The sequence below is a fragment of the Streptomyces sp. NPDC037083 genome (genome assembly GCF_055606485.1).
This window is the reverse complement of the sequence record NZ_JBVJSQ010000005.1, coordinates 302,292-325,331: the sequence shown is the minus strand read 5'-3', so window position 1 is coordinate 325,331 and position 23,040 is coordinate 302,292. Positions and strand designations below refer to the sequence as shown.

21 protein-coding genes are annotated in these 23,040 nt (G+C 73.0%); 11 read left to right on the top strand and 10 right to left on the bottom strand.

Features of this window, described 5'->3' with window-relative positions:
- Positions 1-119 precede the first annotated feature (119 nt).
- Positions 120-1,298, bottom strand: coding sequence for a thiolase C-terminal domain-containing protein (locus ACZ7DE_RS16250; protein WP_470761596.1), 1,179 nt, complete (start codon positions 1,296-1,298; stop codon positions 120-122).
- 79 nt (positions 1,299-1,377) lie between these two features.
- Here ACZ7DE_RS16250 and ACZ7DE_RS16245 point away from each other — a divergent pair, with 79 nt between their 5' ends.
- Both ACZ7DE_RS16245 and ACZ7DE_RS16240 read left to right on the top strand, forming a co-directional pair.
- Positions 1,378-2,574, top strand: coding sequence for an acyl-CoA dehydrogenase family protein (locus tag ACZ7DE_RS16245; RefSeq protein WP_470761595.1), 1,197 nt, complete (start codon positions 1,378-1,380; stop codon positions 2,572-2,574).
- Positions 2,571-3,056, top strand: a complete 486-nt coding sequence (locus ACZ7DE_RS16240; RefSeq protein ID WP_470761593.1) for a nitroreductase/quinone reductase family protein — start codon at positions 2,571-2,573, stop codon at positions 3,054-3,056. The genes ACZ7DE_RS16245 and ACZ7DE_RS16240 overlap by 4 nt, the downstream gene beginning before the upstream one ends.
- A gap of 15 nt (positions 3,057-3,071) precedes the next feature.
- Here the strand turns inward: ACZ7DE_RS16240 and ACZ7DE_RS16235 are convergent, their stop codons facing one another.
- Positions 3,072-3,701, bottom strand: a complete 630-nt coding sequence (locus ACZ7DE_RS16235) for a LysE family translocator (protein ID WP_470761591.1) — start codon at positions 3,699-3,701, stop codon at positions 3,072-3,074.
- An 82-nt stretch (positions 3,702-3,783) separates the two neighbouring features.
- Between ACZ7DE_RS16235 and ACZ7DE_RS16230 the strand changes: the two genes are divergently transcribed.
- Entirely contained in the window at positions 3,784-4,236 is a 453-nt protein-coding gene (locus ACZ7DE_RS16230) for an Lrp/AsnC family transcriptional regulator (protein ID WP_057601080.1), read from the top strand.
- A gap of 97 nt (positions 4,237-4,333) precedes the next feature.
- Here ACZ7DE_RS16230 and ACZ7DE_RS16225 read toward each other — a convergent pair whose 3' ends face one another.
- On the bottom strand, positions 4,334-4,969 hold the full coding sequence (locus tag ACZ7DE_RS16225) for a TetR family transcriptional regulator (RefSeq protein ID WP_329417080.1): 636 nt from the start codon (positions 4,967-4,969) through the stop codon (positions 4,334-4,336).
- Positions 4,970-5,103: 134 nt separating this feature from the next.
- Here ACZ7DE_RS16225 and kbpA point away from each other — a divergent pair, with 134 nt between their 5' ends.
- The 4 genes from kbpA to ACZ7DE_RS16205 all read left to right on the top strand — a co-directional run bounded on the left by kbpA (position 5,104) and on the right by ACZ7DE_RS16205 (position 10,334).
- Complete coding sequence (gene kbpA / locus ACZ7DE_RS16220) at positions 5,104-5,835, top strand: AfsK-binding protein KbpA (protein ID WP_470761589.1); 732 nt, start codon at positions 5,104-5,106, stop codon at positions 5,833-5,835.
- Positions 5,836-6,044: 209 nt separating this feature from the next.
- Positions 6,045-8,435, top strand: coding sequence for a protein serine/threonine kinase AfsK (gene afsK, locus ACZ7DE_RS16215; protein ID WP_470761588.1), 2,391 nt, complete (start codon positions 6,045-6,047; stop codon positions 8,433-8,435).
- Positions 8,436-8,597: 162 nt separating this feature from the next.
- Entirely contained in the window at positions 8,598-9,131 is a 534-nt protein-coding gene (locus ACZ7DE_RS16210; protein WP_470761586.1) for a hypothetical protein, read from the top strand.
- 318 nt (positions 9,132-9,449) lie between these two features.
- Positions 9,450-10,334: a molybdopterin-binding protein gene (locus ACZ7DE_RS16205; protein ID WP_470761584.1), complete on the top strand. Its 885-nt coding sequence runs from the start codon at positions 9,450-9,452 to the stop codon at positions 10,332-10,334.
- A 68-nt stretch (positions 10,335-10,402) separates the two neighbouring features.
- On the opposite strand, the gene ACZ7DE_RS16200 is transcribed toward ACZ7DE_RS16205, so the two are convergent.
- Genes ACZ7DE_RS16200 through ACZ7DE_RS16190 form a run of 3 tightly spaced genes read right to left on the bottom strand, consistent with a single transcriptional unit; the run spans position 10,403 to position 12,754 of the window.
- Positions 10,403-11,176, bottom strand: a complete 774-nt coding sequence (locus ACZ7DE_RS16200; protein WP_470761582.1) for an enoyl-CoA hydratase/isomerase family protein — start codon at positions 11,174-11,176, stop codon at positions 10,403-10,405.
- Positions 11,173-11,586, bottom strand: coding sequence for a Zn-ribbon domain-containing OB-fold protein (locus ACZ7DE_RS16195; RefSeq protein WP_470761580.1), 414 nt, complete (start codon positions 11,584-11,586; stop codon positions 11,173-11,175). Before ACZ7DE_RS16195 ends, ACZ7DE_RS16200 begins: the two co-directional genes overlap by 4 nt.
- Before the next feature lie 22 nt (positions 11,587-11,608).
- The gene (locus ACZ7DE_RS16190) at positions 11,609-12,754 is read right to left on the bottom strand and encodes a lipid-transfer protein (RefSeq protein ID WP_470761579.1); all 1,146 of its coding nucleotides are present in this window, start codon (positions 12,752-12,754) and stop codon (positions 11,609-11,611) included.
- Positions 12,755-12,849: 95 nt separating this feature from the next.
- On the opposite strand from ACZ7DE_RS16190, the gene ACZ7DE_RS16185 reads away from it, so the two are divergent.
- The gene (locus ACZ7DE_RS16185) at positions 12,850-14,457 is read left to right on the top strand and encodes a FadD3 family acyl-CoA ligase (protein ID WP_470761577.1); all 1,608 of its coding nucleotides are present in this window, start codon (positions 12,850-12,852) and stop codon (positions 14,455-14,457) included.
- Between the two features lie 219 nt (positions 14,458-14,676).
- On the opposite strand, the gene ACZ7DE_RS16180 is transcribed toward ACZ7DE_RS16185, so the two are convergent.
- Both ACZ7DE_RS16180 and afsR read right to left on the bottom strand, forming a co-directional pair.
- Positions 14,677-14,874, bottom strand: coding sequence for a hypothetical protein (locus tag ACZ7DE_RS16180; protein ID WP_470761575.1), 198 nt, complete (start codon positions 14,872-14,874; stop codon positions 14,677-14,679).
- Positions 14,875-15,123: 249 nt separating this feature from the next.
- Positions 15,124-18,120: an SARP-family global regulator AfsR gene (gene afsR / locus ACZ7DE_RS16175; protein WP_470761573.1), complete on the bottom strand. Its 2,997-nt coding sequence runs from the start codon at positions 18,118-18,120 to the stop codon at positions 15,124-15,126.
- A 207-nt stretch (positions 18,121-18,327) separates the two neighbouring features.
- Between afsR and ACZ7DE_RS16170 the strand changes: the two genes are divergently transcribed.
- The 3 genes from ACZ7DE_RS16170 to ACZ7DE_RS16160 all read left to right on the top strand — a co-directional run bounded on the left by ACZ7DE_RS16170 (position 18,328) and on the right by ACZ7DE_RS16160 (position 21,249).
- Entirely contained in the window at positions 18,328-19,566 is a 1,239-nt protein-coding gene (locus ACZ7DE_RS16170) for an amidohydrolase family protein (protein ID WP_470761570.1), read from the top strand.
- A complete protein-coding gene (locus ACZ7DE_RS16165) occupies positions 19,551-20,510 on the top strand; it encodes an LLM class F420-dependent oxidoreductase (protein ID WP_470761568.1) in 960 nt (319 codons plus the stop codon). The genes ACZ7DE_RS16170 and ACZ7DE_RS16165 overlap by 16 nt, the downstream gene beginning before the upstream one ends.
- A 76-nt stretch (positions 20,511-20,586) precedes the next feature.
- Positions 20,587-21,249 (top strand): response regulator transcription factor, encoded by a 663-nt coding sequence (locus ACZ7DE_RS16160; RefSeq protein WP_470761566.1) that lies wholly within the window; start codon positions 20,587-20,589, stop codon positions 21,247-21,249.
- Between the two features lie 6 nt (positions 21,250-21,255).
- On the opposite strand, the gene ACZ7DE_RS16155 is transcribed toward ACZ7DE_RS16160, so the two are convergent.
- Positions 21,256-22,050 (bottom strand): hypothetical protein, encoded by a 795-nt coding sequence (locus tag ACZ7DE_RS16155; protein ID WP_470761564.1) that lies wholly within the window; start codon positions 22,048-22,050, stop codon positions 21,256-21,258.
- Positions 22,051-22,105: 55 nt separating this feature from the next.
- Positions 22,106-22,840, bottom strand: a complete 735-nt coding sequence (locus ACZ7DE_RS16150) for a hypothetical protein (protein WP_470761562.1) — start codon at positions 22,838-22,840, stop codon at positions 22,106-22,108.
- Between the last annotated feature and the right edge of the window lie 200 nt (positions 22,841-23,040).

The following is a 23,040-nucleotide window of genomic DNA, read 5'->3' as shown; positions in this document are numbered from 1 at the left end:
GAGTCCTTCGGTCGGACGGGGCTCCGGGGGTGAGAGCGTCCACCTCGTCAGTCGCCGCGGAACGCTCGAAGGTTGCCGTCACCGAATACGGCCGCGGACCCGCCCGGGTTCACCGGGCTTCACCGGCCCAGGACCACCGTCCCCGACGAGCAGAACCAGCCGCCCGTCCCGGACACCACCCCGAGGCGCGGCACGTCCCCGTGTCGCGGGTCCCGTGGGCGCACCTGCCGGGCACCCGCCTCCCCCCGCAGTTGCCGTACCGCCTCCACCAGCAGGAACAGGCCCCGCATGCCCGGGTGTTGGGCGGACAGGCCGCCTCCGTCCGTGTTCACGGGCAGCTCACCTCCCGCCACCCGCAGCCGGCCCTTCTCCACGAACGCCCCGCCCTCGCCCTTCGCGCAGAAGCCCAGGTCCTCGAGGGTCACCAGCGTCATGTACGTGAACGCGTCGTAGATCTCGGCGAAGTCCATCTCGTCGGGGCGCAGGCCCGCGCGCTCGAACGCCAGCCGGCCGCTCACCGCCGCCGGGGAGACCGTGAAGTCGTCCCACTCGGACAGCGCGGCGTGCGAGACGTGCTCCCCCGTTCCCAGGATCCACACCGGTTCCGTTCTGCAGTCGCGTACGTACTCCTCGGCGGCCAGCAGCACGGCCGCGCCGCCGTCGGAGCGCAGGCAGCAGTGGAGTTTGGTGAACGGGTCGGCGATCATCGGGCCGGACAGGACGTCGTCGACCGTGACCGGGTCGCGGAACATCGCCTCGGGATTCAGCGCCGCGTTCGCCCTCGCCTGGACCGCGACCTCCGCCAACTGCTCGAGGGTCGTGCCGTACTGGTGCATGTGGCGGCGGGCTGCCATCGCGTACTTGGCGATCAGGGTGTGGCCGTAGGGGGCCTCGAACTGGAGCGGGCCGCGTGCGCCGAAGGCGAAGGTGCCGGTGCGGCGGCCCGCCCTGATGTCCGCCCGGGGCGTCGAGCCGTACGCCAGCAGGACCGCGTTCGCGTGTCCGGCGGCGATCGCGTCGGCCGCGTGCGCCGCCATCACCTCCCAGGTCGCGCCGCCCACCGAGGTGGAGTCGACCCAGGTGGGGTGCAGACCCAGGTAGTCGGCCACCTCCACCGGGGCGAGGGCGCCGAGCCCCGCGGACGCGAAGCCGTCCACCCTCGACCGGTCGAGCCCGGCGTCCGCCAGTGCCCGGCGGGCCGCCTGGGCGTGCAGGGCGTACGCGGTCGTGTCGTCCACCCGGCCGCAGTCGGAGAGCGCCACGCCGACGACGGCCGCCTTTCGGGTCCCCGCTGTCATGAGGGGCCACCTTCCTCTGTGCATCTCGTTCCCGGACTCCTAATATGACGGACCGTCAGATCCGGAGGAAGGGGCAGCCATGGACCCCGGCTTCACCGCCGAGCAGGACGACATCCGCCGCACCCTGCGGGAGCTGCTCCACAAACGCTGCGGCCCCGAGGAGCTCCGCGCCGCCCTCGCCGCCCCCGCCGGACACGACCCCGCCCTGTGGGCCGCCCTCGCCGAACAGCTCGGCCTGCCCGGACTCGCCCTCCCGGAGGAGTACGGCGGCGTCGGCTGCTCCCTCACGGACCTCGCCCTCGCCGCCGAGGAGACCGGCCGGGCCCTCGCCCCCACCCCGCTGCTCGCGACCGCCGTCCTCGCCGCGCCCCTGATCCTCGCCCTCGGCGCCGAGGCCCAGCGCGCCCGTCTGCTCCCCCGCATCGCCGACGGCGCCCTGACCGCGGCGCTCGCCGTCCCCGCGACCGCCCTCGCCACCGCCCTCGCCCTGACCGGGCCGGGCGGCGGTGACTGGTCCGGCGGGGGACGCGCGGGGGGCGTGCAGGCCCGGCGGGCCGACGGCGGCTGGCGGCTGTACGGGGAGGCCGTGCAGGTGCTCGACGGGCACAGCGCCGGCCTGCTGCTCGTCGCCGCGCACACCGGGGGGTTCGTACGGTCCCGGACCCTGCTGTTCCTGGTGGCGGGCGACGCCGCCGGGGTCGTACGGACGCGGCAGACCGCTCTCGACGCGACCAGGCCGCAGGCGCGGGTCCAACTGCGGCACGTCGAAGCCGAGTTGCTGGGCGGCGAGGACGTGGACGTCTCCCGCGCCCTCGCCCGCGCCGGCGACTTCGCCGCCGCCTTCCTCGCCTGCGAGGCCGTCGGGGCCGCCGACCGGGCGCTGGAGCGGACCGTCGAGTACCTCAAGCAACGGGAACAGTTCGGGCGGGTGATCGGGTCCTTCCAGGCGGTGCAGCACCGGCTGGCCGATGTGTACGTGGGCGTGCAGGCCGCCCGGTCCGCCGCGTACTTCGCCGCGTGGGCGACCGCGGCGCCGGGCGGCGGGGAGGCACGCGTGGGCGGGCTCGCGCTGGCCCAGGCGCTGGAGGCGCTGCGCCTCGCCGCCGCGGAGGGCGTCCAGCTGCACGGCGGGATCGGATTCACCTGGGAGCACGAGGCCCACCTGTACTTCAAGCGGGCCGCGGGCGACGAACTGCTGTTCGGGCCCGTGCACCGGCTGCGCGCCCACGCCGCCGAGCGGGCCGCCCTGTTCGAGCGGGCGGAGGTGACGGTGTGATCGGGGTCCGGATGGTGCAGAAGGTGTCCTCGACGCGCGGCTTCGCGAAGGTCGCCCCGCATGTGATCCCCGCGCTCGACCGGGCCGTCCACCGCCTCACCCGGGGAAAGGTGCTGCTCAGCGCGCAGATGCTGCCGGGGGTGATCCTGACCGCCACCGGTGCGAGGACCGGCGCCGCCCGCCGGACGCCGCTGGCCTGCATGCCCGGGCCCGACGGCCGGAGCTGGCTCCTCGTCGGCTCCAACTTCGGCCGCACCGGGCACCCCGCCTGGACCGCCAACCTCCTCGCCCACCCGGACGCCGAGATCAGCTGGAAGGGCGCCGACGTCCCGGTGACCGCCCGGCTCCTGACGGGGGAGGAGCGGGCCGCGGCGTGGAAGGAGCTGCTGGCCTTCTGGCCGCCGTACGCGACGTACCAGGCACGGGTGGAGCGGGAGATCCGGGTGTTCCGTCTCACCCCCAGGGCCCCCGATCCGGCCTGATCAGAACGAAAGACCCTAGAAGGCCCGCTGGATCAGCAGGAACGCCCCGATGCCCAGCATCGCCGCGCCCGAGGTGCGGGTCACCGCGCGGGCCGCCGCCGGACGGGCGCCCAGCAGCCTGCGGGCCAGGACGCCCACCGTCAGGTACACGGCGGCGCAGCACGCCATGTGCAGCAGCCCGAGGACGGTCGTCTGCGCGGCGACCGGGAGGCGGCCGTCCCCGTCCCTCGTGGTGAGGAACTGCGGCAGGACCGACAGGTAGAGGAGCAGGCCCTTGGGGTTCAGCCCGCTGATCGCCGCGCCGCGCAGGAACACCCGCGTCCCGCCCGTCCCGTCGGTGTCGAGCGCCTCCCCGGCCTCCGGCGTCCCCGGCCGCCGCAGCACTCCCCAGCCCAGCCACACCAGGTAGGCCGCCCCGGCCGCCGTCAGCGCGGTGAGCAGGGCGGGCGAGCCCGCGACCAGGACCGCGAGGCCGGCCGCCGCCAGCGCCGTGTGCAGGGCGTACCCGCTCACCAGGCCGCCGACCGCCGTGCCCACCGAGCGGCCGCGCAGCCCGGCGGAGATCACATACGCCCAGTCGGCGCCCGGCACGCAGACCAGCAGCAGGTCGACGGCGAGGAAGGAAAGCAGCATGGCCAAGTCCATGATGGGGACATTAGGCGCGATGCGGCCGAAAGTGTTCCCGATGTTTTCACGGAACGCGGATGCTTGGGGGAAGATCTCCCTCATGGATGACGTTGACCGGAAGATTCTTGCCGAGCTGCAGCAGGACGGACGGCTGACCGTGACCGAGCTGGCCGCGCGGGTCCGGCTGAGCGTCTCGCCGTGCCACCGGCGGCTGCGGGAACTGGAGCGCTCCGGGGCGATCAGCGGATACCGGGCGGTGGTGGAGCCGGCCGCCGTCGGGCTGACCTTCGAGGCGCTGGTCTTCGTCTCCATGCGGCAGGAGGACCGGGACACGGTCGCCGAGTTCGAGCGGGCGGTGGGCGAGGTGGAGCACGTGCTGGAGGCGCAGCGGCTGTTCGGGGAGCCCGACTACCTGCTGCGGGTGGCCACCGCCGACCTCGCGGCCTTCCAGCGGCTCTACGACGAGCGGCTCGCCACGCTGCCGGGCGTGCAGCGGCTGACGTCGACGCTGGTGATGAAGCACGTGGTGAAGGACCGGGCGTTGCCCGCATAGCGCGGCGGGCGGCGGCCCGACCCGACCAAGGACCGGGTGAACCGCCGCCCGACAGACAGGACTTGGTCGTAAGAACGGTGAGCCGGAGGCTGCTTCGCTACTTCGTCGGCTTCTTGCCGGTGATGCCCAGGTGCACCAGCAGCGCGAGGTTCGGCTTGAGCTCGGCCTGCTTGACGCCCCAGGTCTGGAAGCCCTTCTGATGGGAGGCGACCGCCGCGAGCATCGCGACGAGCGCGCCGGCCACCGCGGCCGGGTTCACGTCCTTGTCGACCCGGCCCTTGGACTGCAACTCCGCGACCGCGTCCGACAGGGAGTTGTTCACCGAGTTGAGGATCTTCATGCGGAGTTTGTAGAAACGCTTGTCGCCCTCTGCCGCGCCCAGGTCGACGACCCGGAGGATCGCGTCGTTCTTCCGCCAGAACTCCAGGAAGCCGTCCACGAGTTCCTGCGCCGTCTGCCAGCCGGCCTTGCCGACCCAGGAGCGCCCCGCGACCAGTTCGGTCAACTCGGCTCCCTCGGCGGCCATTTGCTCGGCGATCTCCAGGACGGCGCCCTCGACGTCCGGGAAGTACTGGTAGAAGGTCGCGGGTGAAGTGCCCGCCTTCCGGGCGACATCGATGACCTTGACGTCCCGGTACGGAGAGGAGCTGAGCATCTCGCTGAGGCAGTCGAGCAGCTTCTGCCGCGTCGCCTGCCCGCGCCGACCGGCAACGCGGCCGTCGACGGTACGCACTTGTCCTGTCATGTCGTCAGCTTACCGAGGGGTGATCGGAGCGCGATTCGGCCGACTGCAAATGGGGTGCGGAGGGGTCCGCAGGCGGCTGTGCCTGGTCTGCGGCTTGCGTGAAGCGCCGTTAGTTTGGCTCCATGGCCGAAAACAGGGCATCGGTGTACGCAGAGGGCGTCCCCTGCTGGGTGGACGCCCAGCTTCCCGACGTGGACGCGGGCAAACGGTTCTACGGTGAGCTCTTCGGGTGGACCTTCGAGGAGCGGCCGGAGGGCCTGGGGAACTCCGTGTGGGCCCGACTGGACGGTGAACCCGTCGCCGCGCTGGCCCACAAGACCGACGGCCGGATGCCCACCGTCTGGACCGTGTACTTCGCCACTCCGGACGCCGAGGCGACCTCCCGGCGGATCCGGGCGGCCGGCGGCCAGGTGGTGATGGCCCCGCTGCCGGTCGGGGAGCTCGGGGTCGCCGCCCTCGCCGCCGACCCCGAGGCCGCCGTCTTCGGCCTCTGGCAGCCCGACCGCCATCCGGGCTTCGGCGTCCGTCACCGGGCCGGCGCCTTCGCCTGGGCGCAGCTCTACGCCCGGGACACCGAGGCCGCCAACACGTTCTACGGGCACCTCTTCCACGAGGCCCTCTTCGGCCCCGGCGCCGCCCCCGACTTCGGCCGCGCCCCGGTCACCGACGTCTTCGCGGAGATGATGCCGCCGCACTTCCTCGTCCACTTCGGCGTCGAGGACTGCGCGGCGGCGCTGGGCGCGGTGAGCCGGCTCGGCGGGCGGGTGCAGGCGGGGCCGTTCACCGCGTCGTACGGCACGGTGGCCGTCGTCACCGACAATCAGGGGGCGTCGTTCGCGCTGCTTCAGCGCTGAGCGGCCGCCTCACCGGCGGGTTTGTCCGGCGGTGAGGATTTTTTGCCCGCATATGAAATGAGACACCCCGTTTGCCCCCGGGTTCGCAACCGGCCGCCCGGCCAGGAAGAATCGGGGTGCGTGCCGCCATGGCGGTGCGGTGGTGAGACGCTGCACGGGGCCGTGTACACAAGTGGGTGGCGCGGCTCGTACGGGGAGGTGGCAGGCAAGTGGTGGATCAGCTGACGCAGCACGATCCTCGGCGGATCGGGCCGTTCGAGGTGCTGGGACGGCTGGGTGCCGGCGGCATGGGGCTGGTCTACCTGGCACGCTCGGCCTCGGGCCGGCGCGTGGCGATCAAGACGGTCCGCACGGAGCTCGCCGAGGACCAGCTCTTCCGCGTGCGCTTCACGCGCGAGGTGGAGGCGGCCAGGGCGGTCTCCGGCTTCTACACGGCCGCGGTCGTCGACGCCGATCCGCGCGCCGCCGTGCCGTGGCTGGCCACCGCGTACGTTCCCGCGCCCTCCCTCGAAGAGATAGTGAACGAATGCGGGCCGATGCCGGCCCAGGCGGTGCGCTGGCTGGCGGCCGGCGTCGCGGAGGCCCTCCAGTCGATCCACGGCGCGGGGCTGGTCCACCGTGACCTCAAGCCGTCCAACGTGCTCGTGGTCGAGGACGGGCCCCGGGTGATCGACTTCGGCATCGCGTCCGGCGTCTCGAACACCCGTTTGACGATGACGAACGTGGCCGTCGGCACCCCCGCCTACATGTCGCCCGAGCAGGCGAAGGACTCGCGCAGCGTGACCGGCGCGAGCGATGTCTTCTCGCTCGGCTCGATGCTCGTCTTCGCCGCCACCGGCCACCCGCCCTTCCACGGCGCCAACCCGGTCGAGACGGTCTTCATGCTGCTGCGCGAGGGCCCGGACCTGGAGGGCCTGCCGGACGAGCTGCGTCCGCTCATCGAGTCCTGTATGCAGATGGAGGCCACGGCCCGTCCCAACCCGGCCGACCTCCAGGCGCAGCTGGCCCCCCACCTCTTCGGCTCCGGCTCCGACGACAGCGGTACGGCGTCGGCGTGGCTGCCCGAGAAGGCGGTCGCCCTCATCGAGACGCGCCGCGGCGGCCGTCCGTCCAAGCCGGCGCCCGCGAGCCCGCGCAGCGGCGGTCTCGGCGGTGGCGGCGGCGTGGGACTGGGCCGGGGCGCCGTACCGGCCGTGCCGCCTCCGCCGTCCCACGATCCGGTGGTTCTCGCCCGGCCGGCCCAGCCACCCGTGGCCGTCGGCGCCCCCGACACCGGTCCCGTCCGGCTGGCGGGCGGGGCCGTGCCGATCGGGCCCGGTCCGCGGGTCGCCGACGTCCGGGCCACGGCCGTGGCGAAGGCGCCGGTGGCCGAGCCCGGTCTGGTCGCCAGCTGGTCCCGCCCGCGCCCCGGCGTCAACGGCGCCGACACCGCCGTCCCGGCCGCCCAGGGGGCGCCCGCGGAGACCCCGGCGGGCTGGCGTCCCTGGCGTTTCCGCATGTCGAACGACGTGTGGGGGACTCCTTCGGTGGCCGGCGACCTGGTCTACGTCACCTCCTTCGAGGTGCACGCCCTGGACGTGGCCACCGGCCGCCGTCGCTTCAAGACCCGTGACGTGGCCTGGTCCATGGCGGTCGCGGACGGCCGCGTCCACGCCTCCGACGGTCCCACCCTGTTCGCGCTGGACGCCCGCGAGGGCGGCGACCTGTGGCGGCTGTCGACGGAGGCCTGGGTGTACTCGCTCAAGGCCGACCGGGGCACGGTCGTCACCGGCACGCGCGGCGGCGGCGTCCAGGCCTGGGAGGCCTCCAACGGGCAGAAGCTCTGGGAGATCTCCGGCTGCCAGACCGACTTCGAGTCCCCGGAGGCCGGCCCGACCCTGCACGAGGGCACGGTCTTCGTCTGGCAGGACGCCCGGCTGAGAGCCCTGGACGCCCGCACGGGCGACGAGCGCTGGTCCTACCCCATCGGCGACACGGCCTCCTGCGGCGGCGTCCCGGTCCGCGTCACCCCCGCCTCCGACGGCTACGTCTACCTCTCCGCCGGCACCCGCGTCCTCGCCGTCGACGTGGCGAGCGGCATGGTGCGCTGGCACTTCGAGGCCCCGGCGGTCTTCCTGTCGCCGCCCGCCTTCGTCCCCGGCCCGGCGGTCACCGGCGGCGGCGTCTACCTCGCCGACTACCTCGGCACGGTCTACGCCATCGACGCCACCGACGGCCGCGACCGCTGGCGCATCGCCACCGAGGCCCGCTCGTCCGTCGACCCCGTCCTGGTGGCCGCCGGCCATGTCCACGTCGGCAGCGGCAAGGGCCTGTACACCCTGGACGCGGTCACCGGCACGCCCAAGTGGCGCTTCCAGGCGGGCGGGGACATCGTGGGCGCCCCGGCGGTCGCGGAGGGCCGTATCCACTTCGGCTCGACCGACCATCTGCTGTACACGCTGAAGGCCGACGACGGCCGGCTGCGCTGGAAGCTGGCGACCGGCGGCGAGATCACCGGCTCCCCGGTGGTCCGCGACGGCGTGGTGTACGCGTGCAGCAAGGACCGCTGCGTGTACGCGCTGGACGCGGAGAAGGGGACGGGCACGGCGCGGACGGCGTGAGCCCCTGCGCCCGTCGCCCGTCGCCGCGGTGTGCGGGACGGCCGTCGTGCGGGTGCACGGAAGGGGATCCAGACGGCGGCCGCCACCCCAGACGCTACGCCGGGGACGGGCCGGTCGCCACGCAGTGACATGGCCGTGACAGCGGGCCCCTAGGCTGTCGGCATGGATCGACGGGGGCAGAAACTCAGGTTCGCGGCGGTGGCGGGATGCGTCGTACTGGCGCTGACCGGCTTTACGACCGGCAGGGGCCACGGGCACGGCAGCAGCCACGGCGACGGCGGCGGATGCAGCAGCTCCGGCCAGGACCACGACAGTTCGTCGTCGAGCGGGGGCGGCTCCGGGTCGCGCTACCGCGACTACGACGACGATGACGACTACACGGACGACACCAGCGGCGGCAGCGGCTCCTCGGGCTCGTCCACGACGCAGCAGGACGCGACGGTGCGGCTGATCGACTGCGCGACGCGGAGCGAGCCCTACGCGACGGTCGAGGTCACCAACCCGAACCCGACCGGCGCCTACTTCACCGTCACGGTCGACTTCCTCGACGCCGGTTCCACCCGGCTGGAGGAGCAGACCAAGGACGAGTACGTCGCCGGGAACGAGACGACGACGGTTCAGGTCGACCTGTCCGACCCGGGCGTCGCGGCGAAGGTCGACCACTGCAACCCGGAGCCGTACGCACCGGCCGGCTGACCCGGGCGGGTTGCGGCCGGAAGGCGCCGTCCCCGAGGCGGCCGGGGCCCGGGCGCGGCCCGCCGTTCCGGCTCACCGGGCCCTCGTCCGCGAGGGTCCGGTCGGCCGCTGACCTCCTGAAAGAACCGGGGGAAAGAACCACCCGCCCACCCACCCTCCCCGGCCGCGAAGCCCGCGTCACCCGTCCGGGTGACTGGCTTGCAGGCGCGGGATGCGGACGGTTACGTTCGCCGCGACAACCGCAGACAGATACGGCCCCCGGCCGGGACTGGCATCCCGAACGAGGGCCTGACCGATCAGGAAGAAAGCAGCTTCCCGATGGCTGACCCGCAGTCTAACGCGCCCCTGCGCGCCGACGCCGGAGCTCCGGCTTCCGGTGTGATCCACGTCCGCACCCGCCTCACGGCCGACTTCACGGTGATCTCCAACGCCCTCGCCCAGCGGCGAGGCAGCGCGGTCACGGTCGGCGTCGCGGCGTACATCTCCTCCCTGCCCGACGGCTCCCCCGTCACCATCACCGCCCTGTGCGCGCACTTCAGCGAGGGGGAGATCCTCATCTCGCGGGCGCTCGGGGAGCTCGAAGCGGCCGGATACCTGGAGCGCCGCCGCGAGCGCACGCCCACCGGGAAGATCCGTACGCGGACGTACTTCTACGACGTCCCCGGCGGCGCGCCGCATCCGGACGGCCCTCCTGAGCCGCCCAATCCGCCCCGGCCCCGGAAGCGGCCCGCCTCCGCGGCGGCGGTCCCGCCCGCGTCGGCCGTCGTGCGGGAAACCGTGCGGCCCCCCGGACAGGACGAGGCGGAGACACCGATCCCGCTCGCCGACGCCGACCCCCGAGCCGTCGCCGTGCTCGCCGCCCTGCGCCGGGTCGACCCTCGCCTCGTCCTGTCCGCGCAGGAAGCCGCCCGCCTCGCCCCGGCGGTCACCCGGTGGCTCGCGGCGGGACTCCTGCCCACGCACATCACGGACCACCTCACCGCCCGCCTCCCGGACCAGTTCCTGACCCGCCCGGCGGGCATCCTCGCCTACCGCCTCAAGGAGACTCCGCTGCCGGTACCGGCCGGAAGCGCGGAACCCCCCGTACGTCCGGCGGTCGTGCCCCTGCGCAACTGCGACGGCTGCGACCGGGCTTTCCGCACCCCGGAACCCGGCCGCTGCCGGGACTGCCGATCCCGGGACCAACTCCGCCCGACCGGCTGAGCCGTACGCGCTGCGCGGTGGCGGTGGGAATCGCCGGGGATACGGCGATGGCCGGGCTCCCGGGCGGGTCAGCGTATTCGGGGGTGGGCGGGGGATCGGCTCGCGAAGAGTTCCGCCTGTTTCCCGGTCGGCAGGTTGCCCAGCGAGATGAGGTGCGGCGCCTGCGCGAACCCCGTCGTGCGGGCCGTCTCCTTCGCCGCCCACAGTGCCCGCACGGTGCCCTGGACCCCGGCGGCGGGATATCCGGCGACGACGGCGGCGCAGGCGACGGCGGCCCGCAACGCGCCGCCCGTTTCTGTGAGTTCGGAGACCAGCCCGATCTCGTGGGCGCGGCGGGCGGAGATCCGCTCCGCCGTCCCCATGAGCATCATCCGGGCGACCTCGCCGTACGGCATGCGCTGCGCCAGGAGCACCGACTCGTAGGCGCTGACCATCCCGTACGTGGTGTGGGGGTCGAAGAACACGGCGTCGGCGCCGGCGACGACGAACTCGCACTCGCCGATCAGGTAGAACGCGCCTCCGCAGGCCATGCCCTCCACGGCAGCGACGACCGGCTTCCACAGGTCGTTCGCCTTGGGCCCGACGGTGAGCAGGGGATCGTCCTGCATGTAGGGGGAGTCGGGCTGCGGCACGACGGCGTCGCGGTCGAGCCCGGTGGAGAACGCCCGTCCGCCGGCGCCGGTGAGGACGACGGCCCGCACCCGGTCGTCGAACCGCAACCCCCGCCACACGCACCGCAGTTCGTCGGCCGTGTCGAGGTCGATGGCGTTGAGCCTGGCCGGCCGGTCGAGGGTGACGACGGCGACCCCGGTGTCCCCGTCGACGTCGAGGCGCACGCTCACGGCCGCTCCAGAACCCACTGCGGGAGTCCGTCGTCGAAGACGACCTGCACACGGGCGCCGATCCTGATCCGGTCGGGGGAGAGGGAGTTCAGGGCGGCCCCCGGCCCGCTGACCAGGTTCCCCACCATCCGTATCCGCGGCGTCTCGGCCAGCTCGACGACGATCACGTTGTAGGGGGCCTGTGCGGCGTACTCCGGCAGCAGGGGCGGGTGGGGGACGACGTAGGACCAGATCCGTCCGCGCCCGGAGGCCGGCCGCCACTCGCTCGAGAAGGACTGGCAGTGCGGGCAGCAGGGGCGGGGCGGGAAGCGGGGTTCGCCGCAGTCGGCGCAGGCCTGGACGCGGAGCTCGCCCCGGGCGGCGTACTGCCAGAAGGGGGCGCCGTCGGGGTCGGTGACGGGGGTGAGCATCGTGGGTCAACTCCTCGGGCTCTCAGTTGCGGAGCAGCAGGGCGGAGGTCGGGACGCCTTCGCCGGCGGTGACGAGACAGGTGCCGGCTCCGGGAACCTGGGCGGTGCTGGTCCCACGCAGCTGCTTGACGCCTTCGTTGACGAGGTTGAAGCCGTGGACGTAGGCCTCGCTGAGCCCGCCCCCGCCGGTGTTGAGGGGCAGCCGTCCGCCGGTCTCCAGGGCGCCGCCCTCGGTGAAGGCGCCCCCCTCCCCCCGCGCACAGAAGCCGTATCCCTCGAGGGAGAGCGGCACGAGGGCGGTGAACGCGTCGTAGATCTGGGCGACGTCGACGTCGGCGGGGGTGAAGTCGGCGTGTTTCCAAAGGTGTCGGGCGGCCGCCCAGGCGGGGCCGGTGAGCGGGTCGTCGTTCCAGTAGTTGACCATGCCGTGGTGCTGGGCGGGCAGGCCCTGGGCGGCGGAGTGCACGTAGACGGGCCGGCGCCGGCAGTCGCGGGCCCGCTCCCGGCTGACGACCACGCAGGCCAGCGCCCCGTCCGTCTCCAGGCAGTTGTCGTACAGGCAGAGGGGTTCGCTGATCCAGCGGGCGGTCATGTACATCTCGCGGGTGAGCGGACGTTCGTACATGATCGCCGCAGGGTTCTGGTTGGCCCGGTTGCGGCAGGCGAGGGCGACGTTGAACAGGTGGTCGCGGGTCGCGCCGTACTCGTGCATGTAGCGGCGGGCCAGCATGGCTATCTCGTCGGCGGGCCGCAGCAGCCCGAAGGGCCGGGTCCACTGGGCCGGGGTGGGCAGCTGGACGGCTGTGTTCGTCCACGGCCGGGGACCGCTGCCCCGCTTGCGCGAGCGCCAGGCCACCCCGACCGTCGCCTGTCCGGCGGCGATCGCCGCGGCGAGGTGCGCGACGGTGGCGCACGAACCCCCGCCGCCGAAGCCGACCTTGCTGAAGAAGGTGAGGTCGCCGAAGCCGACGGCCTTGGCCAGCTCGACCTCGTCCGTCTCTTCCATGGTGTAGGAGGCGAGCGCGTCGACCTCGCCCGGCGCGATCCCGGCGTCGTCCAGGGCGGCGAGGACGGCCCGGCAGGCGAGCGTCTTCTCGGACTCGGGGAGGTGCTTGGCGAACGGGGTCTGGCCGATGCCGACGATGGCGGTGGCGTCCTTGAGGGTCACGCTGCACGCACCTCCGCAATGCGATGTGGCGGCTGACAGTCCGTCAGGCTACAGCTAATCTGACGGGTAGTCAGCTACTGGCGGGGAGGCGCGTAATGCGCGGTGACGTGGAGTGGGGCAGCATCCCGGGCCTGGTGCGCGCGGCGGCCGAGCGGTACGCCGACACCGAAGCGGTGGTGGAGGGCCGCACCCGGATCTCGTACGCCGAACTCGGCGCCCGGGTGGAGCGCGCGGCGGCGGCCTGCGTGGCGGGCGGTCTCGAGGCGGGCGACCGGGTCGGCATCTGGGCCCCCAACTCGCTCGACTGGATGGTCGCGGCGCTCGGCGCGCTGTCGGCGGGGGCGGTGCTGGTGCCGGTCAACACCCGCTTCAAGGGCGCCGAGGCGGCCGACGTGCTGCGCAGGAGCGGGGCCCGGCTGCTGTTCGTGACGGGCACGTTCCTCGGCACCTCGTACGTGGCGTCGCTGCGGCGGGCGGCGGGGGAGGGGCCCGGCGCGGGGCCACTGGGAGGCCTGCCGGCGCTGGAGCAGGTGGTCGTGCTGTCGGACGACGCCCCGGCCGACTTCCGCACCTGGAAGGACTTCCTGGCGAGCGGGGAGGGGGTGGGGCGGGCGGAGGTCCGCGAGCGGGCGGACGCGGTGCGCGGGGACCATCCGTCGGACATCGTCTTCACCTCGGGCACGACGGGCCGCCCCAAGGGCGCGGTGATCACGCACGCGCAGACCCTGCGGGCGTACGGGATCTGGACCGACCTGGCGGGGCTGCGGCGAGGCGACCGCTATCTGATCGTGAACCCCTTCTTCCACACCTTCGGCTACAAAGCGGGGGTGATCGCCTGTCTGATGCGGGGCGCGACGATGATCCCGCAGTCGGTGTTCAACGTCGGCGCGGTGCTGGCGAACGTGGCCTCGGAGCGGGTGTCCGTGCTGCCGGGCCCCCCGACGCTGCACCAGTCCCTGCTGGACCACCCGTCACGCGCCGCCTACGACCTCTCCGCCCTGCGGCTGGTGGTGACGGGCGCCGCGGTGGTCCCGCTGCGCCTGGTGGAGCGGTTGCGGGGCGAGCTGGGGGTGGAGACGGTGCTGACGGCGTACGGCCTGTCGGAGGCGAGCGGCATCGTCACGATGTGCCGGCGGGGCGACGAGCCGGGCGTGATCGCCTCGACGTCGGGCCGGGCGATCCCGGGCACGGAGGTGAAGGTGGTGGACGACGGCGGCGCCGAGGCCGCCCCGGGCACACCGGGCGAAGTGCTCGTCCGCGGCTTCCACGTGATGCGCGGCTACTACGAGGACGCGCAGGCGACGGCGGAGGCGCTGACCCCGGACGGCTGGCTGCGCACCGGGGACGTGGGCGTCCTGGACGCGGCCGGCAACCTCCGCATCACCGACCGTCTCAAGGACATGTTCATCGTCGGCGGCTTCAACGCCTACCCGGCGGAGATAGAGCAGCTCCTGGGCCTGCACCCGGACGTGGCCGACGTCGCCGTGATCGGCGTCCCGGATCCTCGCCTGGGCGAGGTGGGCAGGGCGTACGTGGTCCGGCGGCCGGGCGCGGTGGCCACGGCCGACGACCTGATCGCCTGGGCCCGCCGCGAGATGGCCAACTACAAGGTGCCGCGGGCGGTCGAGTTCGTCACGGAACTGCCCCGCAACGCGAGCGGCAAGGTGGTGAAGGGGCAGCTGCGGGATCGGAAGCCCGCGTGACCGGTCGGCGGGCCGTGCCGATCCGGCCGGGCGCCGGCCCGGCGAACGGCGTGGGTCTCGTCCACGGCGGCGCGCCGGGGCCGGCTCGGCGTCTGCTTCACGGCGTTCGCCGGGCGTCCTCCGGCTCCCGTGCACGGCACGGGACGACATGACACGACTCGGCCGCGGCGGCCTCCCCTCCGCGCCGCCGCGGCCGATCCCCGTCCGGTGTGGCTTGTGTCAGGCCTTCTCGTCGGTCGCGTGGAAGTCGGCCGGCTTGTTCAACGGCTCGGTCGTGGCGTGGAAGTCCTTGGTGGTGATCTCCTCGCCCGCCGTCTCCGCGGCCGGCTTGGAGTCGGCGACGACCGCCGGGGTCTCGGCCTTCTCGCTCGTCGCGTGGAAGTCGGCGGGCTTGACGGTGCCGGTGTTGTCGGCCATGACGTGACTCCTAGAACGGAAGCGTGATGGATCGGAGTGGGGCGAGACCCGCCCGGCAGTTCCCCCGTGGATTGCCGGGCGGGTCTCTCAAGGCCGTTCACCTTAGGCGGTGCCCTGTGGCCTGATCCACAAGACCCCTCCGGTGGCGCGGCCTTCGCACCGAGCCGTCTGCCCCCCGACGCGACGGTCCGGCCCAACCGACAGTGCCGGACGGCGATAAACAAACGATGAACGCCCGCGCGCGGCGACTCACTTGACCGGTGCGGAGTCCAGCAGTCCTCGTACGTCCTCGGCCTCGGGAGACCGCAACGCCTCGAACGCCGACAGGGCCTCCTGCCAGCACACCTTCGCCCGGTCGAGCTGGCCGACGCCGTGCAGTCCGCGGCCGAGGGCGGTGAGGACGTTGGCGCGGCGCCATTCGCCGCCGATGCCGTGCAGGACGGCGAGGGCCTGTTCCGCGCAGGCCGCGGCGCGGGCCGGCCCCTGGTCGGCGAGATGGAGTTCGGCGAGCCGGAAGAGGGTCATGCCGTGCCACAGCTGCTGCCGGGCGTCCTGGAACATGCCGAGGGCGTCGGTGAGCGCCTCCAGCGCCAGCGTGATCTCCCCGGCGCTGGTCAGCGCCAGCCCCAGCGCGTACTTCCCGTTGGCGAGGCGCAGGGCCATGCCGGTGTCGTCGCGCTCGTAGATGGTGACGCCCTGGCGGGCCAGGGACACGGCGCTCTCGGTGCGGCCGGTCGCCAGGTGGACCCGGGAGAGGTTGCACAGCGCGCTGGCCTCGCCCGGTGTGTTCCGGTCGGCGCGGAAGGCGGCCAGCGCCTCGGTGAGGTGCTGCTCGGCCTCGTCGTGCCGACCGTTGTAGAGCGCGATGATGCCCTGCTGGTTGGGCGCCTGGGCGCAGACCACGGGGTCCCCGGCGGCGCGGCCCAGCTTCAGCGCCGCGCCCGCCTCGCGGTCCGACTCGGCGAACTGGCCCGAGACGCCCAGGATGTGGCTGTGCATCAGACGGGCGCGGCCCTCGGCGTAGGGGTCCCCGGTGCGCTGTGCGGCCGCGACCACGGCCGTGGCGGCCAGCACGTACTGGCGTGAGCTGATCCCCGACTCCCCGAGGTCGACGGCCGCGAAGAGCAGATCGGCGGCGCGCCGCAGCATGCCCGCCGTGCCGGCCTGCTGCACCGCCGCCAGCAGTCCGCTCGCCTCCGTGAACAGCCAGTCCAGCGCCCTGCCCCGGTCGGGGAACGCCAGCCCCGGGTAGCTGCCGCGGCTCAGGTGGTCCAGCACCCGTTCCCCGGGCCGCTCGATCGCGTAGACGCCCGTCGCGGTCGCCAGGTAGAAGTCCAGCAGCCGTGACATCGCCGCCTCGCGTTCGCCGGCCGTCTGCTCGTCGCGTTCCGCGCATGCACGCGCGTAGAGCCGTACGAGGTCGTGGAAGCGGTAGCGGCCGGGGGCCGCGGACTCCAGCAGGGAGGTGTCCACCAGGGACTCCAGCAGGTCCTCGGTGTCCTCGGGCGGCAGGTCCAGCACGGCGGCGGCCGCCGCGAGGGAGATGTCCGGGCCGTCCGCGAGGCCCAGCAGTCGGAACGCGCGGGCCTGGGGCGGCTCCAGCGCCCCGTAGCCGAGTTCGAACGTCGCCTTCACGGCGAGGTCGCCGGCCTGGAGCTCGTCCAGCCTGCGCCGCTCGTCCGCGAGCTTCGCCGCCAGCACCGACACCGTCCAGGTGCGGCGGGCCGCGAGGCGGGACGCCGCGATGCGGATCGCCAGCGGCAGGAAGCCGCAGGCCGCCACCACGTCCAGGGCGGCCTTGCGCTCCGACGCCACCCGTTCCTCGCCGACGATGCGGGTGAACAGGGCAAGCGCCTCCTCCGGGGACATCACGTCCAGGTCCACGAGGTGGGCGCCCGCCAGGTCGACCATCCGGACCCGGCTGGTCACCAGCGCGGCACAGCCCTCCGTGCCCGGCAGCAGCGGCCGCACCTGCGCGGCGTCCCTGGCGTTGTCGAGCAGGACCAGGACCCGGCGTCCGTCCAGCACGGAGCGGTAGAGCGCCGCCCGTTCCGCCAGGGAGTCGGGTATCGCCGAGTCGGCGGTGCCGAGCGCCCGCAGGAAGGAGCCCAGTACGGTCTCCGGTTCGGCCGCCCGCGCTCCCGCGCCCTGGAGGTCCACGTACAACTGTCCGTCGGGGAACGCGGACCGGGCCTGGTGCGCCACGTGCACGGCGAGGGTCGTCTTCCCCACGCCCCCGATGCCGGCCAGCGCGGACACGGCCATCACCCGGCCCGTCCCGCCGCCGCCCTCGGGCCCCGAGGCCGCCGCCAGCACCTCGCTGAGTTCCCGGACGAACGCCGAGCGGCCGGTGAAGTCCGGAACCGTCGCCGGGAGCTGGGCGGGCAGCACCTGCACCACCGTCGGCTGCTCCGCGGGCGCGGACGGCTCCGCCAGCTCCGGGTCGGCCTGCAGGATGCGGCGCTGCAGCTCCCGCAGTCCCGCCCGCGGATCCACCCCCAGCTCCTCCGCCAGCAGCCGCCGGGTGTCCGCGTACACGGCGAGCGCCTCCGCCTGCCGGCCGCTGCGGTACAGGGCCAGCATCAGCAGCTCGCGCAGCCGCTCGCGCAGCGGGTACGCCGCGGTGAGCGCCGTCAGCTCGGAGACGGCCTCGGCGTGGCAGCCCTGCTCCAGGTCCAGGTCGAGCCGGGATTCGAGGAGGCCGAGACGCCACTCCTCCAGCCGGACGCGCTGCGCCTCCGCGTAGGGGCCGGGCACGCCGGCCAGCGCCTCGCCGTCCCACAGGCCCAGCGCCCGGTTCAGCGCCTCCCGGGCCCGGCCCAGGTCGCCGGACGCCTTCGCCTTCTCGGCCTCCGCCGCGAGTTCCTGCGCCACCGCGAGGTCCAGGGCGCCCTCGCCCAGTCCGCGCACCGCGTACCCGCCCGACTCGCTCACCAGGACGCCGGGGTCCAACGCCTTGCGCAGCCGGGAGGCGTACGTCCGCACCGCCGCCAGCGCCTGCGAGGGAGGCTCCTCCCCCCACAGGGCGTCGATCAGTTCGGCGGCCGTCGCGGTGCGGCCCTCGCGCAGCAACAGGGCCGCCAGCAGGGCGCGCTGCTGGGGCGAGCCGGTGGCCAGCTGTTCCTCGCCGCGTCGGGCGCGCACCGGACCGAGCACGGCGAAGCGCAGCGCGGCCGGCTCCCCGGTGGAGCCGGGACGCCTCTGCTGCGGCACACGCGGGCCGCCGTGCTCTGCGCGGTCGTCCATCAGGGCTCCCCTTAGGCATACGAAGTACTGGCCCAGTTTGCCCTGTCCATGCCGGGATCGTCAGCCGCGCGAGACACCGATCACAAGGCTGTGCACGGGAGTCCACAGACCTCCCACACTCTGTGCGTACACATCCGGACACACCCGATCACCCCCAGCCCCCGCACGCTAGCTGACGGGTCGTCAGATCGGCGCTACCGTGCCCCCATGGACACCTCACCGACCGCGACACCGCTGCCGTTGATCATCTCCGTCGACGACCACACCGTGGAGCCGAGCACCGTCTGGCAGGACCGCCTGCCGAAGAGGTACCTCGACACCGGCCCGCGCACGGTCCGCGCCCCGCTGAAGGAGATGACCTTCCTCGGCGGCCGCTTCAAGCCCGTCATGGGCGAGCCCGGCGACGACGGCCCCGTCGGCGACTGGTGGGTCTACGAGGACCTGCGGCGCCCCCTCACCCGTCTCGACACCGCCGTCGGCTTCAGCCGGGACGAGATCAAGCTGGAGGTCATCACCTACGAGCAGATGCGCCCGGGCTCCTACGACGTCCCCTCCCGCCTCGCCGACATGGACGTCAACCACGTCCAGTCCGCCGTCTGCTTCCCCACCTTCCCCCGCTTCTGCGGGCAGACCTTCACCGAGGCCGCCGACCACGAGCTGGGCCTGCTCTGCGTGCGCGCCTACAACGACTGGATGGTGGAGGAGTGGTGCGGCCCGGACGCCCACGGCCGTCTGATCCCGCTCACCCTCATCCCGCTCTGGGACGCCGAGCTGGCCGCCGCCGAGGTCCGCCGCAACGCCGAGCGCGGGGTCCGCGCGGTCGCCTTCTCCGAGATACCCCCGCACCTCGGGCTGCCCTCCGTGCACACCGACTACTGGGACCCGTTCCTCGCCGCCTGCGACGAGACCGGCACGGTGGTCGCCATGCACATCGGCTCCAGCAGCCGGATGCCGTCCACCTCGCAGGACGCCCCGCCGGCCGTCGGCTCCACCATCACCTTCGCCAACTGCTGCTTCTCGATGGTCGACTGGCTGATGAGCGGCAAGTTCGAGCGCTTCCCGAACCTGAAGGTGATGTACGCGGAGGGCCAGATCGGCTGGATCCCCTACATCCTGGAACGCGCCGACGTGGTGTGGGAGGAGAACCGGGGGTGGGGCGGGGTCGCGGACAAGGTCCACCGTCCGCCGTCCGAGCTGTTCACCGACCACGTCTTCGGATGCTTCTTCGACGACGCCTTCGGGCTGCGCAACCTCGACTCCATCGGCGTCGGCAACGTCCTGTACGAGACCGACTATCCGCACTCCGACTCCACCTGGCCGAAGTCGCGGGAGGTCGGCGAGGCGCAGATGGGCCACCTGGCGCCGGACGTGGTGGAGCGGATCGTGCGGGGCAACGCGATCAAGCTGCTGGGGCTGACCGAGGACGGCCTGTGGAGCCCCAGGTGAGCCTCGCCTACGGCATCCAGCTCCCGGTCCAGTCCCAGTCCACGCTCTACGCCGAGCCCTGGGAGGCCGGGGCGGGACCCGCCGACCTCGTCGAGGTCGCCCGCGCCGCCGACCGGGCCGGCTTCGCCTACGTCGCCGCCTGCGACCACGTGGCGATCCCGCGCCGGCTGGCCGAGGCCATGAGCACCGTCTGGTACGACCCCGTGGCCACCCTCGCCCACCTCGCGGCCGTGACGACACGCGTCCGCCTGCTCAGCCATGTCGCCGTCGTCGGCCTGCGCCATCCCCTGGTGACGGCCAAGCAGTACGCCACCCTCGACCACCTCAGCGGGGGCCGGCTGATCCTCGGGGTGGGCGCGGGCCACGTACGGGAGGAGTTCGAGGCGCTGGGGGCGGACTTCGAGCGGCGCGGCGCGGTCCTGGACGAGACGATCGACGCCCTGCGCGCCGCGCTCGGACCGCAGGAGTTCCCCTCGCACCACGGGAAGTCGTACGACTTCGAGGGGCTCGGGCAGCGGCCCCGCCCCGCTCAGGCCCGCGTCCCCGTCTGGGTCGGCGGCTCCTCCCCGGCCGCCGTGCGCCGGGCCGCGCTCCGGGGCGACGGCTGGCTGCCCCAGGGCGACCCGAGGGACCGGCTGCCCGCGCAGATCGAACGGATCCGCCGGCTGCGCGCCGAGGCCGGAGTCGAGGGTCCCTGCACGGTCGGCGCGATCACCGAGCCCCTGTACGTCGGGACGCCCGGCTGGGACGTCGGCCGGCGAACCCTGGCCGGGCCCCCGCAGGCCCTCGCCGCGTCGCTCCGCGCCTACCGGGAGATGGGCGTCGACCAGATCCAGGTCCGCTTCCGCTGTCGCGACCGCACCGAACTCACCGACCAGATCGCCGCGTTCGGGTCCGAGGTGGCGCCCTTGCTCGACGGCACCCGTGAGGGTTTGACTCATTGAAGGTTTGAACACATCCCCGCCGAGCCGCGTATGTACGAACGTACGGACGTGACGGCCGGCGGAAGGACCCGAGAAAGTGCGATCCACCGAGCGTCCCTCCCGGCCCCTGGTCGTCGCCCTCGCCTGCTCCGGGGGCGACTGGCCGCACGACGACTGGCCGGCCCCGCACGATCCGTACGTGGGGAACGTGGTGCGGCTGTCCCCGCCGTTCCGCTTCCCCGACGACCTGGACGTGGCCGTCCTGCGCTGCGAGGACCCCTCGACCGTGCTCCGGGACCTCCGGGAGCTCGCGGCGAAGGGCGTCCCGGTGATCGTGGTCAGTCCCCGCCGGGACACCGACATCGTGGTGGAGGTGTTCCGGAGCGGGGCGGGATACCTCGTCGAGGACGACTGCTGCACCCACATGCTGTCCTCGGCGGTGATGGCGGCCACCGTCGGACACACCTCCCTCTCGCCCGCCGCGTGCGCCGCGCTGCGCGAGGGCGCCCGGCGGCTGCCCGCGGCAGGCGACGCCGTCGAGCGGCTGCGCGCCCTGCTCTCGCCGCGCGAACGACAGGTCATGGAGCTGCTGTCGACGGGACTGGGCGCCCAGGAGATCGGTCTGCGATTACGGCTGAGCGAGAAGACCGTGCGCAACAACCTCAGCAACATCTACGCCAAGCTGGACGCGCGGGGCAGCACGGACGCGGTCCTGCGGTGGCTGGGAGCCACACCGGCCGCGCCCGTGCTTCGCATGTGAGAACCCTCAGGGAGCCGGGACCTCGGTGAGGGGTATTTCCACGTCGGTCACGTTTCCGCCGCCTTCGCCGAATCCGGGCTCGATGCGCAGACTGTTCAGCGAGTTCTCGATTCCGTTGGCCTCGGCGCTCCCGCATTTCACGTTGCGCAACCAGAGCCGGCCGTCCGGAGTTCCGTTCTGCAGCAGCTGCGGATAGAAGACATGGACGCTCGTCGCGCCCTCGCTCGGCGAGAAGAACACCTTCTGGCCGTCCTGTGCCTCCTTGTACGTGGCGCGCAGGAATCCACTCACGTCGGTGCGCTTGGCCGACCACATGAAGAACCCGATGCTGTCCGGCTGGACGGTGTCGGAGCGGCTGAACGCGAGGCTGGTCGTCTTGTCGTCACGCGTGATGTTGATCTCGGACGTGCTGAACTTCGCGCCGATCTCGAAGAACGAGTTCCCCAGCTTCGTGTCGGCGCCGGCGGTGAAACCGTCCTCGAGCTGAATGGTTCTGGTGACGGACGTGCTCACGGCGAAGGTGCTCGTCGCCGCGGTCGTCGTTCCGCAGTTCTTCGTCACGGGCGAGACGCGCTGATTGGGCCCGAGGCTGTTCGCCTTGAACTGGACGTCGACGAACTCGCAGTTCTCCAGTTTGTCGGAGTCGGCGGAGCAGTCCGCGCTCACCTCGGAAGGGGTGGCCGCGCCCGCCTGGTTCATCAGCGGGACGATCACCGCGAGGGCCGCCACGGGGGCCAGGGCGAGAGTGATGCGCTTCTTGCGGCCGCGGTGGCTTCCGGCGCGGGGGGAGCTGGTGGTCATGGGTTCTCCTGAGGGTGGCATACGTCGTGAACTGCGCGCTTTCGCGGATTCCCGGTCAGCAGTCCTCCAGGACCGCCTCGGAGACGCCGTCCGCGACACCGGGCGCGCCCGCGGCGCCCGGCAGGATCGCGGGGCCCTCGACGACGTCCGGGGCCACGAAGTTCTGCTCCGGGGTGGCGTTGGTGGTGGTCGTCGCCGCGCGGGCGTCGATGCGCACCCGCCACTCCCCGGTCATGCGCTGCATCTTCGGCGTGAACTCCATGTGGAGCACCTTGCCGACCGGCACCTCCCGCTGTTCCGTGGCGCCGGCCGTGGCCGACTTCACGGTCATGTCCAGGGTGCCCTTGTGTTTCAGCCAGGAGCCGCTGAGGAATCCGAAGAGGCCGCCGCCGGCACCCTGCTGGGTCACCGTGTACTTGCCCTGTCCCTGGGCGGCGCTCGCCGACCAGGTGACGGACACCTTGGCCGGATCGGTGGCGTTCGGCTCGCAGTTCGGGAAATCGATGGACGACTTCTCGGTCGGGCCGTCGAAGGTCTCGAACTTCGTCTCGACGAAATCGCAGTTGTCGGCCTGGAAGCCGTCCGCGAAGCCGCCCCCGAAATCCTCCACCGACTGCTTCTTCCCGTTGAGCACCGCGGACCTCTGGCACATCGCGGTGATCTGCTCGGGCGTCTTCTCGTCGGCCGCGTTCGCCGACGGCAGCAGGGTGACGATGACCCCGCCGGTCGCCAGGGCCGCCCCGATCGCCGCGTACCGGACCTTCCTGTTCTTCAGTCTCCTCTTGGCCATGCCTGCGTGCGCTCCGTCCTTGGGGGTGGCTTTGCATTTCCGTGAAGGAGTATTGGAGTTCCCACAGCCTTTGGACAGAGTCAAATGTCCCTACCTGTAGGTCACTTGGCGTGTGCTTGTGCAATCCTGGCCGATCGGCGGCCGCTATCTGACGCATCGTCAGTTACGGCGGTACGATGCGGAGCTCCAGTGATGCGAAG

What these genes read in the sequence shown, in the direction of transcription:
- ACZ7DE_RS16245 (WP_470761595.1), top strand. Translation starts at nt 1,378, where the DNA reads ATGGACCCCGGCTTCACCGCCGAGCAGGACGACATCCGCCGCACCCTG.
- ACZ7DE_RS16235 (WP_470761591.1), bottom strand. Translation starts at nt 3,701, where the DNA reads ATGGACTTGGCCATGCTGCTTTCCTTCCTCGCCGTCGACCTGCTGCTG.
- ACZ7DE_RS16185 (WP_470761577.1), top strand. Translation starts at nt 12,850, where the DNA reads ATGCGCGGTGACGTGGAGTGGGGCAGCATCCCGGGCCTGGTGCGCGCG.
- ACZ7DE_RS16150 (WP_470761562.1), bottom strand. Translation starts at nt 22,840, where the DNA reads ATGGCCAAGAGGAGACTGAAGAACAGGAAGGTCCGGTACGCGGCGATC.
- ACZ7DE_RS16230 (WP_057601080.1), top strand. Translation starts at nt 3,784, where the DNA reads ATGGATGACGTTGACCGGAAGATTCTTGCCGAGCTGCAGCAGGACGGA.
- ACZ7DE_RS16205 (WP_470761584.1), top strand. Translation starts at nt 9,450, where the DNA reads ATGGCTGACCCGCAGTCTAACGCGCCCCTGCGCGCCGACGCCGGAGCT.
- afsR (WP_470761573.1), bottom strand. Translation starts at nt 18,120, where the DNA reads ATGGACGACCGCGCAGAGCACGGCGGCCCGCGTGTGCCGCAGCAGAGG.
- ACZ7DE_RS16155 (WP_470761564.1), bottom strand. Translation starts at nt 22,050, where the DNA reads ATGACCACCAGCTCCCCCCGCGCCGGAAGCCACCGCGGCCGCAAGAAG.
- ACZ7DE_RS16250 (WP_470761596.1), bottom strand. Translation starts at nt 1,298, where the DNA reads ATGACAGCGGGGACCCGAAAGGCGGCCGTCGTCGGCGTGGCGCTCTCC.
- ACZ7DE_RS16180 (WP_470761575.1), bottom strand. Translation starts at nt 14,874, where the DNA reads ATGGCCGACAACACCGGCACCGTCAAGCCCGCCGACTTCCACGCGACG.
- ACZ7DE_RS16210 (WP_470761586.1), top strand. Translation starts at nt 8,598, where the DNA reads ATGGATCGACGGGGGCAGAAACTCAGGTTCGCGGCGGTGGCGGGATGC.
- ACZ7DE_RS16195 (WP_470761580.1), bottom strand. Translation starts at nt 11,586, where the DNA reads ATGCTCACCCCCGTCACCGACCCCGACGGCGCCCCCTTCTGGCAGTAC.
- kbpA (WP_470761589.1), top strand. Translation starts at nt 5,104, where the DNA reads ATGGCCGAAAACAGGGCATCGGTGTACGCAGAGGGCGTCCCCTGCTGG.
- ACZ7DE_RS16170 (WP_470761570.1), top strand. Translation starts at nt 18,328, where the DNA reads ATGGACACCTCACCGACCGCGACACCGCTGCCGTTGATCATCTCCGTC.